This window comes from Bacillus pacificus (assembly GCF_020861345.1).
Lineage (GTDB): Bacteria > Bacillota > Bacilli > Bacillales > Bacillaceae_G > Bacillus_A > Bacillus_A pacificus.
In genome coordinates, this window is the sequence record NZ_CP086329.1 from 64,006 (window position 1) to 77,747 (window position 13,742).

Below are 13,742 nucleotides of genomic sequence, written 5' to 3' on the forward strand. Positions count from 1 at the left end.
ACCCCTTTCTTACTTAGATTCATTCAGATACTGTGCTACATACTCTTTTACATTTTTAGAAATTGGATTAGTCGAATGCTTCTCTACATAGTCTAAAATGTTCTTTTGATCAGATATTTGTGAGAATCCTTCAGCTGGTTCTAATTCTTTCCCTGTTTGCTCCACCTTTTGTCCAACTGCAACAGGAATGACATCTCCAAGTGTTTTTGCACGATTTAAGTATTGAAGTTGTTCAGGGGAAACAGCCAGTGTGTATAATCGCGTTACTTTAGGCTTTTGTTTTCCTTCTTGTTCCTCTTTTGATTCTTTCTTTTCTAGCACAAATGCATCTTCTGTATTGCTATCTTTTGCAGCCGTCACACGTACACGTTGGAACAGACCACCAAAGACAACCTTCTCATTGTCCCCTTCTTTCACAACTTGTTTGAAATACAAGTCCACATACGTGTTTGGGATAATACTATTCCCTGAACTTGTTTCCAAATCAACGAGTAACGGGAAAGCAACTTCTCCATCGTTCAAATTTAAAATAGCAGAGTCCGGTAACTCCTCTTTCTTTACTACTTTGTTTTTAAAGAGATAGCTATTTTCTGTAATGGGTTGCCCATCATTTGTCCACTTACCTACAACCTCTTTTTTATTTACACGTAATGCATTTGGGGGAATCGCATCACCAGGTAAAGTTCGTTCCACTAGCATGTCTTCTTTAATTTCTGTATGTGCAGGTATATCCTTTGCGGCTACAACAATCTTTGTTGGTTTTACAGCATTTTCTACTGCGAAATGATTGTATCCATAGATACCCGCTACTGTTGCAGCGGCTAGACCTACCGCAACAATCTGCTTCTTTTGAAACTTAGATGGCTTCAATGTTTGTATTCCTCCTTATGTAGCCTTTAAACGCAAAAAAAGGACACACCTATGGCATAATGCGCCTTAGGTGTGTCCTTTTAGCTAATCTAAAGTCTATATGAAAATGTTGGATTTGGTTTCTTTAATATTACAATTTCAATATTATGATATATAGAGTTATATGTCAATCATTTCTAAAAAAAATATTATTTTTACCATTTCAAGCCTCTGATTTCAAACCTCAAAAACCCTTAAAAACATTGTCATATCAAGGTTTTCAAGCTATTAACCCACCCGTAAATATGGTATAATTAATATAACGTAACTGAATATTTCAGGGTGGTTGGTTGCTTTCCTTTCTCTTTCATTTTATGGAGAAAGGAGGTGATCGCATGGAAATACTTTTCACGATAGCAATTGAAATTTTAAAAGTAATTGCTAGAGAAGTCGCTGTATTTTTTGCAAAACGAGTAGGTAAATACCTATCAACGTCTTGGAAGAAAGCACAAAAAAAGCGACGAAAAACGAAAAGAACCACCCACAATGTGAACTGGACCCGAAAAGTTAGACATATATTTAAGCAGCTAATAAGGATTGAATTCTGTATTTTACAGGAGGCAATCCTTTTAATTTTGCCTTAATCCTTTTATTATTGTAATAATAAATATAATTCTCTAGTTCTTCCCTAAAGTGTTCCATACTTTCAAAATCTTTAAGATAAAGTAATTCAGATTTTAATAAGCCAAAGAAATTTTCAATGACTGCATTATCTAAGCAATTTCCCTTACGGGACATACTTTGAGTTATATTATTTTCTCTTAAAATATATTGATATCTATCCATTTGATAGTGCCAACCTTGATCTGAATGAAGGATAGGAGTATCTTCTTTATCCAAGCATTTTAAAGCCTTATCTAACATCCTTTCGACTAGAAGGAATGTAGGGCGTTTCTCAATATTATAGGAAATAATCTCACCATTAAACAAGTCTAGAATAGGAGATAGGTAGAGTTTTTCACCAAACAAATGAACTTCAGTAACATCTGTAACCCACTTTTCATTAGGCTTAGAGGCCTTGAAATCACGCTTCAAGACATTTGGCGCTACCTTCCCAACCTTCCCGCGATAAGAGCGGTATTTAGTGATTCTTACCAACGATTTTAACCCTAATTGATTCATTAAGCGAAGGACGGTTTTGTGGTTAATGGTATAGCCCTGATTACGTAATTCAAGTGTGATACGCCTATAGCCATATCGCCCTTGGTGTTCCTGAAAAATCTGCTTAATACTTTCTTTAACCTCGTTATATTTATCTTCACGACTCATTTGTTTCACCCAGTAATAATATGTACTACGAGCCATTTCAGCCGCTTTAATCAAGTCGATAATTTTATATTCATGCCTTAACTCATATATTATGTGTGCTTTGTCTTTTTCAGAGATTGTTGTTTTTGTTGAATTAAGGCGTGTAACTTTTTTAAATAAGCATTTTCCATGCGTAAGTATTCAATTTCTTTTTGTAAATCATTTTGAGAGTTAATATTTTGTTTTTTCTTAGGTGCAATAGCCTGTTTCTTCTTCACAGTGGAGTACCCCTTACTTGTTTTACGAAGAGCATCTATCCCCTGTGATTCTAGCATTGATCGCCACTTCCTAACGGTACGAGGAGATGGAACGTTGAACATAGCGGCCGCTTGTAGGGGCGAAGCTCCTGTATTGTTCATAAAATTCAATACTTCCATTTTAAACTGAATGTCATACCTTGTACATTTAGAGTTTAAGGACTCTATTCCTTGTTCTCTAGTACGTGCCACCCACTCTTTTAATAACGATATACTGACTTGATATTTTTTGGCAGTCACTTTAAAAGAATCATTTGTATTTAAATAATGTTCAACGGCATTTCTTTTTAATTCGAATTTATATTTTCTAGACATAATAAAACCGCACCTCCAATTGTTAGTTATTTGTCTAACAAATTGGGTGCGGTTCAAATGCCTGCAAGCGTGTGAAGGGCGGTTCTAAGAAAAAATAAACTTTTTTAGTAACTAGCCACCTTGCGGTAACAGTTACATAAGGCGAGATGTTGGAGCATCTCGTCTTCTTTAGTTTATGCAAAAACTATTGTTATAATACTTCTACACTTATTATAACATCAACTATTGTACATGTCATGCAGATTTATCCGCGATAGTTGATAATAAAGACATTATTATTAAAACGAAATCAATTTTGTTCCTGTTTCAAAATACTCTGCAGGAGCATAACTTGTCCCATTCCGATCTTGAAATTCATTTCCAATATATAACGATACAATCATTGCGATTACTCCAAGAAAAATTACTCGTCTCACACGCTGCTTTTTCTTTTTATCCACTCAAATTTCCCCTTTCTATGAAAAAAGGCACACCCCATTAAGGGGTGTGCCTTTGGTTTATCCATTCAGCTACTAGTCAAGAAGGATTATATACTTTTGTCGATTCAAGTCATTATACAATACTATTTAACTAATTTCTATTCTTCATATAGTACCAATTTGATAAATCAGTAATAATATTTTCCTTTCCAACCCAATTCCAACCTGGTGTTTGCACAGGGAATGGAAGATCCGCAAGCACCCTTCTCTTTTTAAAATCATCGTACGCAACACCTTTAATTTCAACTTCATCTGTCAGGCACAAACTCATTTCATTCACACCTGCTGGGTTTGTTTCAACATTGAACGAATATTTTCCATCTTTTGTTTTTAATGGCGCATACCATTTGCGTTGGCCATCAATAATTTTTTCCTTCCCATCCCAATATAAAGACTTAGTTGGTCTTTTACTATCAAAGACATGTCCTGTTACTTCAGACAAATACATATTTTTAGGTAGGAATTTTGATGTTAAGCCATTATTAGAAACACTCTCTAAATCATATGCTGTTTTTAGTCCTTCATCTGCAAATGGATACTGTGCCGTTGCTTTTGTAAATACACCTGGATAATTGGTATTCCAATCATTTTTGTATTTTCCATTAACTTCATAAGAAAAACCATACCCCGAATGGAGCTTAGATGGTTCTAAATTATCAATACTTCCACTTAATGTTTCATAGAACATTTCTCCCACTGTGTCCTCTTTTGACACACGTTCACTTACTGTTTCTACCACACCTTTTACACTCGTTACTCCGCACATCCCCTTTTCATGAGATGGTGCATAGATAGCTGTTTTAATAGGATTATTTTTGTATGTGGTTTCTTCTATATCTAGACGGTTACCAGCAGGGTTAATTTCTGCCTGAATTGTTCCTTTCCCCTTATGTTGCCAGCCAAGGTTCAAGGTTTTCTTTTCTCCCTCAGTTAACCTTACCTGTTGTGACGCTACTTGTTGTCCGTTATGCTTGAGCACGACTACTGTTTCAGGATTTGCATATTTTGCTTCTAATGAATCTAACTTTTTAATTTTATTTTTCTCTTTTTCTAGTTTCTGTCTTGCTGTATCTAGCCTATTTGCAGCATCGTCTAATCTATTTTCTTCCCAAGAACAGTCTCTATCAATGTAGTAATCATTGCCTTTTTCATCTTTCTCATGAATTGGATTACGACGACAATAACTCAAACTAGACTGTGCACTGTCCCTACCTGATTCAGCGCTATATACTTCCTGTTGAGATTTATTAATATTATTATTCACCTTTGCTCTATATTGGTCACGTTCCGGTTTAAAATTATCACGTGATACATCTATTCTTGTTTTTATATTCTTTCCTTCTCTTGCTGTTTCTCCTTCAATTCGGTCAGCAGAGAAATCAATTTTATATTTAAAATCATCTTCATCACCTGGATCTGGATTAGGTGTTACTTCTGTACCACAGTTTCCATCTACAATGAAATCAACTGTTTTCTCATTTGAGTCCCTTTGAACTCCATCAATAATTTTTAATTTTGCCGTATATCGACCACACATCTGAGGTTGCCACCTTATATCTTCTTTCGTAAATCGTCCTGCATCACCTTCATTTGGTTTTTGATTATCTTTTTGTGGCGTTGAGCGCAAGTAATTTTCTTGATGATGCACTTTTTCACCATTTTTAGTGATATCCAACAGCCATTTCACACGATTCCGTTCACCCGCTATCGATGAATAAGGGTTACCTATATCGAGTTTGGGACCACGTTCTGTATATCCTTTATCTTTACTTACGTACTCGAAACCGTAAAATGTAAACTTAACAGGTGTATCCTTCTTACCATTAGAAGCTTTAAAATCTTTTATTTCAGGTTTACTAGATCGTACATACCATAGGTTATATTTATTTATTCCATTTACGCCGCCAGCACCTGCATATCCACCAGAAAGGTAAGCTATATCACGAATCCAGTAAAATGCTCCATAATTCTCAGAACCTGTATTATTAAAAATGACATGACTGTTTATATTATCTAAAACAAATTTAGGATTTCCCCAATATTTATCAGATATAACACCATTATTCACTCTTTCGATTTCTGTAACCATCCGATCTCCCACTGTGACAGCCTTATTCCAATAACCATCGTTTGAAATCCGCACATAAGGCTCACTTAGGTCTTCTCGTTGTACCAAGTTTGCTTGTGGGTTTTCAAAACTAAAAGAACCATTGTAAACAGCCGGATAGTGAAGGTCTCCTTTGTACGCTAAATCTATACCAGGTGGTGCATAATCTCTTCCAAATCGATAGAATTTACCTTGCATTTGTAAATCTTTTGACTTAAGAAACTTATCCTCATTTCCATTCAGAAAAGGTACATCGGCATTTTTTGCCTCGACCATTGTAGGCATCGCTAATAAAACAGAAGTACAAACCAACAGTAGTTTACTTTTTATTTTCATTATTTCCCCCCCTAAAACATAAAAAAGGACAAACCTGTACCATTGGTTAGGTACGTAAGGTTTGTCCTTCACGCATATCATTTGTTTATCTTATTATAATTATAAATTATTATATCATTATTTAGAATGAACGTCTACATACATTGTGTGATCAGCCATAGATTGTCCAATGCGAATTTTATAGTTTCCTTTTTCATAGTTGTTTATTTTTCGTGCATCAACCGTTTCTTGAATTTCCTTATCTAGATTTAAGCCACTTAGTAAAGTAGTCCATTGTTTCGCTAATTCAACAGTCGCTTTGTTGTTATCTAGGAAATATATTTTAAAATCACCTGAACTTCCAACTACAGAAAATTGTGCTCCAATAGAACCTTCTGGTAGATACATATTACTATCTAATAAATCAATAGAACCACCAATCTCTTTATATTTTAAGCTTGTACTATAGGTACTATTAATATCTTTGATGATACTCTGAGCTTCACTAGATACTTGTTTCTGTACTATTGGGTTTTTTAATGCTTCTGGATAATAAACCAATTTCTCATTTGCTAAACTAGCATCTAAGCCTGCTGGTACTTCTGGCTTTGTCTCTGGCTTAGTTTCAGGTTTTTCCTCTGGTTTTGTTTCAGGTTTTGGATCTGGTTTCACTTCTGGTTTTTCCTCTGGTTTTGTTTCAGGTTTTGGATCTGGTTTCACTTCTGGTTTTTCCTCTGGTTTTGTTTCAGGTTTTGGATCTGGTTTCACTTCTGGTTTTTCCTCTGGTTTTGTTTCAGGTTTTGGATCTGGTTTCACTTCTGGTTTTTCCTCTGGTTTTGTTTCAGGTTTTGGATCTGGCTTTACTTCTGGTTTTTCCTCTGGTTTTGTTTCAGGTTTTGGATCTGGTTTCACTTCTGGTTTTTCTTCTGGCTTTGTTTCAGGTTTTGGATCTGGCTTCACTTCTGGCTTAGTCTCTTTTTCTACTGCATTAATAGAGTTATATAAGAACTGGCTATATTGTTCACGAGTTACATGTGCATATGGTGAATACATTTTACCTCCTGTACCAATAGTAACGCCATTTTCTTCTAATGCACTAATTGCTTTTAATGCCCATGAGTTTTTATCAATATCAGTAAAGGAAGTTGTCTTAGTAGCTTTGAACTTGAAAGCATTTGTAAGTACTTGCGCCATTTGTTCACGAGTTAAGACATTATCTGGACCGAATTTCCCTTCACCATAACCATTTACTAGACCTGCTTTAGCAAGTGCTCTAATTTCTTTTTCAAACATGTGTCCTCTAATATCTGTAAATGGATTTTTGAAGCTAGCATCTGCATCTGCTGGTTTAACGTACATATAAATCATACGAGCAACTTGCCCACGAGTTACGTTGTCACCAAAACCAAAGATATTATTTCCGTATCCTTGTACTACTTTACGATTTGTTAAATCATAAATTGCTTTTGTAGACCAGTGATTTGCTGGAACATCACTGAATTTTAATGAGTCTGTGTTATCAGCCTTAGCAGTAAATGCTCCTGCTCCTAGTAATGATGTACCCATAATTGTTAATGCTGTTGCTGTTTTTAAAAATTTGTTAGCCATTGTTTGTTCCTCCAAGTATATTAGTTTTTTTATAGATTCCTTTATTGTACCGAATTTAAATATAAAATCCAGATACTTTAACATATAAATTTATTAATTAGCGTTTTTTTATAACCGCTGTTCTATATGGAAAATATTACCATATTAAAATAGGCTTGTAAAGTATTTTTATATATTTATTTCTAGTAAAAAAACTACACTTTTCAGTATAGTTTTTACCTCTTTTTATACATATTGATATTTTCAACGGAAATAGATTTGTCCCATTCCATCTTTATTAGCCCAAATTGGTGCTTTCACACTATCAATCCCTATCATTTTAAAAATAAAGAAGTGATGTTCAGCTTTTATCTTAAAATTTAATGGCTGATTATGATCTACGCGCCCTTTAGTATATTCATATTTCCATCCATCCATATTCTGCTCTTTCATTTTCTTCTCTATATCAGGAATTAGATTTACGTTTTTCCCTTCATATGTGTACTGAAAACCACCTGTTTGTTCTGCTAACTCTACTGTACTAGAAGCAAAATCATGTGCCTTTACTAACTGCATTCCATACAATACACCTTCTGGTATAAGAGTTATCAATAATAAAGAAAGCGTTAGAAAAAGCGCTGTTGTTACTGTATTTTGCATTTCTTACACACCTACTTTTTCTTATTTATTTCACGTTTCCTCCAGCTTTCTTGTTGTCAGAATCTGCTTCATAAATAAATATGTGTTTTGCGTTACTCTTAATGTTACCTTTCTTTTCATCAAATTGTTTCGTATAACTAGCAGCTTCCGCCTCTCCTTCAACCGCAATCATTGCAGGTTGCTCATGTACAGCGTGTACAGAAAACTCTCGTTTTGATGCCGGATCCTTAAATGTTGCATTTTGTTTATAAGACTTTTCAAATTCTTTCTTTGCGATTTCTGGTTCAATAGCAATTTCTTCTTGCGCTCGTAAAACACCTACTTTTACAGCTTTATCCATTGCTGTACTACCAGCACGTTCTAATGCAGACTTATTATCTGTGTGTGTTGTATCACCAATAATCATATCCGTCATTAAGAATAAACAGCCAACACATAATAATAATGAGGCGGCGCCTATAATAAATTTTTGCATCCCTTTTCACACCCCCTTAATTATCAAACTTTCGGAATCGAAATCCACTTAAAATAGAACTTTTCTTTTGATTCAACAATTGGTTTGGTAGCAATAACCCTGCTATTTCCTTCATTATTCCTTCTATCTCTTTATAATAGTTCCGACTAGATAGTAATGTATTACTATTTAATTGTGATTCAAATACATCTTCTATCACATATGGTGCTAAAGCAGTTAATAACTTATCTCCAAAACATTCTTCTACTACTTCATGCTTTAAAAGTGCAGGAGAAAACTTATTCCCAATGATCCTCGTTTTCTCTAAAGCTAAGTACGAAACAAGCTTTCTCTCCTTTTGTGTAAGAGGATGTGCTATCTTTAGCAATTGATGCAGATCTGGTTCTGCTACAAAGAAGATATAATCTGCCATTTCGCATATTTCATGGTATAAATCTTTATCCCAATCGTACCCCGCATCAATAATAGATATAGGCGCTTCTTGGTTAGCCAATAATACCTTAATAAAATGGTCAAAGTCCTGCTCTGTTTCGTTTTTCAGCTCTTGGTCCACTATAGGATTCTTTACGATATAATTTACTCTTCCTTGCTTCCATTTTGGAATTGATAATATATCAGATTCCTTCTGTAACATCTCTTTATACCGTTGCAACATAAATTCACTACGATAGTTTTCTGGTGCTTCTGTATATCCCTTTAATAAAGGATACGTATAACCATCATCATATAGATTTTCTATATAATTCACATCAATCTGTAGTTCATTTAAATAAGCAGATAAAAGATGAGAAACAAAAGTTGAACCACTTCTTCTGTTCATGCTGGCCACAACAATTGTTCTTCTCGGAATAGCAATACCTATTTGTTTTTCATATACCGGCTCAAAGGCCAACTTATATTGTTTTTTTATAATAGGTGCTTTTGGCGTGTCATCTGGAACTGACTTACGCTTTTGTTTGTTTTTAAATAGTTTTTTAGAATTAGAGGAAGGTTCATTGTTGCCATCTTCCTCATCAACAGGAACTTCGGGCAACTTTGTTTGTTGTGGTGCCTGGCTTGCTCCTACAATTTCCGCTACATTTTTAATATCCGACTCCTGTAGTAGCTGCGGGATAACTTTATTATCAATATCAATTTTACGAGAGTTAAAAATGTCATAGATACCTAGATAAATTAGTTTCGCCAAAAATTCATCATCATTTTCACGCTCTGTAAATACCACAATACGAATATCTCGATTAAAACGAATATCTCTTAATTTCTGTAAGATAATCAACTCACGTTTCTCTTCATGCCCTGCATCAATATTTAATCGTTTGTCATTAATACATAGAATATCGGGTTGTTCTGTATCTAGAATTTCATCTAGATACTTGATATGCATCACATCACTATCAGCTACTTCAAATCCCGCACCAATAAAATCCTCACGTAAATATGCCGTATATACAGTATCGCTAATAGCTAAAACGATTTTTTTCACCATAGTTAACCTCCTACAAAATCTAACGTTGGATTAAAATCATGTTTTCAATTGGAATTTGTGCCTCAAGATGAACCTTCCCAATAATCTCATTCAGAATATACTCAATTTCAACTTGTTCCATTGGACGTGGAGCTCCAAAATCAGAATTTAGTTTTACTCGTATTTCTAATCGTTCTTGTATCTCATGTAAAGGTGTACCAAGATAAAGAATGCTGTAGTATAAAACACCATCTTCAATATTTTTTTGAATCATATCCTTTGTTTGATGAACAAATGTAACCTCAGCAAGCTCAACAAAAGGATTATCGATTGTTACTTTGCTATTCCAATTTAAATTCCAAATCTCGCAATGTTCTTCCGCATGTACAACAACTCCATTAACAGAAGGCGTAATAGCGAAAAGACGATCTACAGGAACTTTGGTTAACGAGGTACTATTACCTTTCTTTAATTCAAGTCCTTTTTCCAATCGCTCATGTTCAAAAGCATATTCAGCACCAGTGAATGCAACTTCACAAAATACTTGTTCTAACAATGGACGGATCCCCTCATATGTTCGGATAGCAAACACACTAAATTCCTGTGTTTCATCTGTACGAATGATTTCATACAATTCATATTCAGATGCATTTGCTAAGGCAAAAGGAATATCTTTTATAAAATTCGGATCAGTATATAGATTCTCAGGAATTTGTGTTTCAGGATGATTTATAAACTCAAGGCATAATTGATATCCTTTTAAAAATGCATTCTTAACAGCTGCAGGGAATAGAGTTTCAAAACGTTTCACATTATTTTTAAACGTTTTTTCTTCAATTTCGTTATTAAATTCTCTTTCCTGTAAGATATTTGCCTTATTCCCTAGTAATAAAAAGTAGTGATTAATAATACGACTAATATCCTCTTCAAATGCTGCATTGTCCTCACAATACTTTGTAAATCGTTCTTTACTCATGTTCACAATTTCATTCATAGCTTCAAATTCTCCCTTTTTATTGTTATTTATACAAAAAAAGACACACCGATGGCAGGTTATGTGCCTTCGGTGTGTCCGTTTAGCTAGAAATTAAATCTATTAATTTGTATATTTCTCTTAGTTAATTGTTGTTCACGTATAAGAATACCTCTATGAATTTTAAAAGTCAATAGATTAATTACCTCCTTGTAAACTTATATTTATTCCTTCTTTCTATTTTTCTATGTATTTAATCTAAAAAAATACAAGTAATTAAATATAAATAATCACAAGTATTTTATATAAAACCAACAAGAAATATATATAACTAAACTCAATTATTAATTATAAAGAGATTCAGCAAATACCTCTAAAGCCTTGTATTACATACGTTCCTGGATATAAAGCTAAATTCACTATCGTAATATCCCCAATACATACAAGCTCTACATCATAGAAATCACAAATTAAGAAGTTAAATACCATATTACTAAGAATTCACAAGGTTAGAATCATATTACTAAGATAACCACAAGTATTGAATCGAATTATAAACATACTGAATCGTAACCAAACATAACGTAAATCGATTATATGCTTCCGTAAAAATGCTAATAGGTATATTTTCCTAAATAAAAAAGCATGTCTTCAAATTAAAGAACATGCCAAATAACCCTTGCTTTTAAGTGATTTTTTAACAAGGGCTGCCGTATATTTTTTTAAAAAAAATTAAATGAATTCCGGATAAACACCATTTTTCTTATGATAATTTATCATTGCATCGTGCCTTTCCCCTGTAGACAAGTTTCTTTCCTTAAAACCTATCCAGGACTCTCTAAACTGTACACGCATAAATGCTGGTATAGAGAATATTTCTTGCTCTTTCATACAACTTTCAACTTGATCTAATGCATAAGTCATTGCGTAAATTAGTAATTCACTTTGTTTTTGTTTTGTTGGTAAATAGATTGCGATATCAACAATCTCTTGTCTAAATGCGGTCATTATATTTTCTTTATCTTTTTTTCGTAAGGCCTGTCCCATGTGTTTTAAACGAGACACCGCTTCTTTTCTGCACTTTGCTACTGGTCTATGTAATTCTTTTTTATCATTCTCAATTACGCAGTTCGAAGAAAATACCACGTTGAACTTCTCAATGATGATTTGTTTTACCTGTTTTCTTACACTTGTAATTCTTGTTTCATTAGATTTCTTCTCTTTAGAATCGATTGCAGTAAATTGCACAATGGGGTTAATAATTTCTATGTATTGTCTTACTTTCTTTGCATTACGATTTAATCTCTTTTTCAAGGAAGACATCTTTCTTGTAATCTGAAACTCCTCAATTTTATGTTTATAATGTTCCATACCCACTTTTCTTGAAAAAGTATTGATTAAATCTAAAAGGAATATAATCCCTCTATTATCACGAGCCTTTACTAGACTACTCATTATCGTTGTTTGAATTAGGTGAAATGGTATACGGAAATACGATAGCGATATACCTGTCATGTTTGCAGTTTCTGCAGTAGTGTGATTATACAACGCATAATCTACAATTTCATATACAGTACGATTTCCAACAGGTGTTTCTTTTACGAGTCTACGCTCCAAACAAACTTGAAACCCTGTATAAATTGTTGTGTAGGGAATCCCACTTTTCTTAGCAAGATCCATTATTTGAAATTCACGTGGTAGCATTCCTATATCATTGCATTCAAAGTGAAGCAAGATATAAGTAGCTAAAGCTGAAGATGGTAACTCTTTTCTTTCATTCTCTAGTTTTACGATGTTTAATAGTCCATTAAAAAATTTAACCCCATGAACTTTAAAGTTCTGTTGGGAAAAAGCCATTTGCGTATGCATAATGTTGCTAACTCCTTTCGAAAGAGCAGAAAAAGGCACTGTCATACCACGGATACAAAGATACTACTCTCTTAAAAGAGTAATACTTGTATAACAACGGTAAACAATGCCTAAAATTACGCAAGAAATCCCCTTTTTAAGTTGCACAAATACATAAGATACAGTAAAATTATCTTATAATTTCATGCAAAATAAAAAGGTTTATTGGCTTTGTTTACCGCAGTCGTTGTTACATTTCTTTTTGGGATTTTGTGCGGTGTACCACAATGAAGTAGTTGGCGCTATTTCATTGGGCTGATGAACCTTTTTTTGCTTTATTATATTTTATTTTTTATTATATAAATATTTTATTATTAATGAATTTGTATCTAAAAAAATACAAAAATATTAAAGTAACTACATCATATATAGTTTTTTCCATGGTTGCAAGGTGATTTTTTCGAAAGCATGATCTTTGCTAACTGACTATGTATAAATAACCACCACTCAAACACCTCGTTGAGCGCCGCTCAATCAAAAGTCAATTCACAATAAGCAAGAATAACTTAAATAGCCTCTGATCAACTGCCTGATTGTCGCTCAATTAACAAAATATCATCGATAAAGCGCATTAATGGCACATTTTCATTATCTACACCTCGAATCACCCAACTAACCACCAGTCACTCGTGTTTTAATACTGTTATTTTCTTATATAAGTTGAGCGGTGATTGATTGGTTGATTCCATTTCATTATGCCGATTTGTAATCAGTCAATTAATCACCAGTCAATCATATTGTTATTTTAGAATAAATGATTAGCGAATGGTTGAGTGATCGAGTGCAGATGTAAGTTTTGAATAAGAATAAACTGTTTTTTTTATGATTAATATAAAAATAGTTTCATACTACTAATTAAGTAGAATGAAACTATTGAAAGAGATGTTTTGGTCAAGAGGTTTTTGCTTACTAACTACTGGTGGTTCATCAATAGACGTAGTAAAAACATATATTGAAAATCAAAGTGAAAAGTGAGGTGAAATG

The 13,742-nt window shown here is 33.6% G+C and carries 10 protein-coding genes and 1 pseudogene; 1 reads left to right on the plus strand and 10 read right to left on the minus strand.

The window, feature by feature from the left end; all coding sequences use genetic code 11:
* Positions 1–9 precede the first annotated feature (9 nt).
* From cpaB to LMD38_RS27420, 10 genes are all read right to left on the minus strand, one after another.
* The gene (cpaB, locus tag LMD38_RS27375) at positions 10–870 is read right to left on the minus strand and encodes a Flp pilus assembly protein CpaB (protein WP_000804794.1); all 861 of its coding nucleotides are present in this window, start codon (positions 868–870) and stop codon (positions 10–12) included.
* Between the two features lie 558 nt (positions 871–1,428).
* Positions 1,429–2,789 (minus strand): IS3-like element ISBce15 family transposase gene (locus tag LMD38_RS27380; protein WP_085963576.1). Its coding sequence is split into 2 segments (ribosomal slippage): positions 1,429–2,333 and positions 2,333–2,789, totalling 1,362 coding nucleotides; the frame shifts between segments, so codons are not numbered across the junction.
* A 278-nt stretch (positions 2,790–3,067) separates the two neighbouring features.
* Positions 3,068–3,229, minus strand: a complete 162-nt coding sequence (locus LMD38_RS27385; protein ID WP_000358425.1) for a hypothetical protein — start codon at positions 3,227–3,229, stop codon at positions 3,068–3,070.
* 130 nt (positions 3,230–3,359) lie between these two features.
* The gene (locus LMD38_RS27390; RefSeq protein ID WP_000695235.1) at positions 3,360–5,711 is read right to left on the minus strand and encodes a hypothetical protein; all 2,352 of its coding nucleotides are present in this window, start codon (positions 5,709–5,711) and stop codon (positions 3,360–3,362) included.
* Positions 5,712–5,828: 117 nt separating this feature from the next.
* Positions 5,829–7,298, minus strand: coding sequence for an S-layer homology domain-containing protein (locus tag LMD38_RS27395; protein ID WP_228920444.1), 1,470 nt, complete (start codon positions 7,296–7,298; stop codon positions 5,829–5,831).
* Positions 7,299–7,541: 243 nt separating this feature from the next.
* Positions 7,542–7,937, minus strand: coding sequence for a DUF4320 family protein (locus LMD38_RS27400; RefSeq protein WP_001181745.1), 396 nt, complete (start codon positions 7,935–7,937; stop codon positions 7,542–7,544).
* Between the two features lie 25 nt (positions 7,938–7,962).
* A complete protein-coding gene (locus tag LMD38_RS27405) occupies positions 7,963–8,412 on the minus strand; it encodes a hypothetical protein (RefSeq protein WP_001168866.1) in 450 nt (149 codons plus the stop codon).
* 16 nt (positions 8,413–8,428) lie between these two features.
* A complete protein-coding gene (locus LMD38_RS27410) occupies positions 8,429–9,898 on the minus strand; it encodes a hypothetical protein (RefSeq protein WP_000239317.1) in 1,470 nt (489 codons plus the stop codon).
* Between the two features lie 19 nt (positions 9,899–9,917).
* Complete coding sequence (locus LMD38_RS27415; protein WP_001002932.1) at positions 9,918–10,871, minus strand: hypothetical protein; 954 nt, start codon at positions 10,869–10,871, stop codon at positions 9,918–9,920.
* Positions 10,872–11,582: 711 nt separating this feature from the next.
* On the minus strand, positions 11,583–12,719 hold the full coding sequence (locus LMD38_RS27420) for a hypothetical protein (RefSeq protein ID WP_000557427.1): 1,137 nt from the start codon (positions 12,717–12,719) through the stop codon (positions 11,583–11,585).
* A 900-nt stretch (positions 12,720–13,619) separates the two neighbouring features.
* On the opposite strand from LMD38_RS27420, the pseudogene LMD38_RS27425 reads away from it, so the two are divergent.
* Positions 13,620–13,733, plus strand: a pseudogene (locus LMD38_RS27425) (transposase); the annotation flags it as partial.
* Positions 13,734–13,742: the final 9 nt, after the last annotated feature.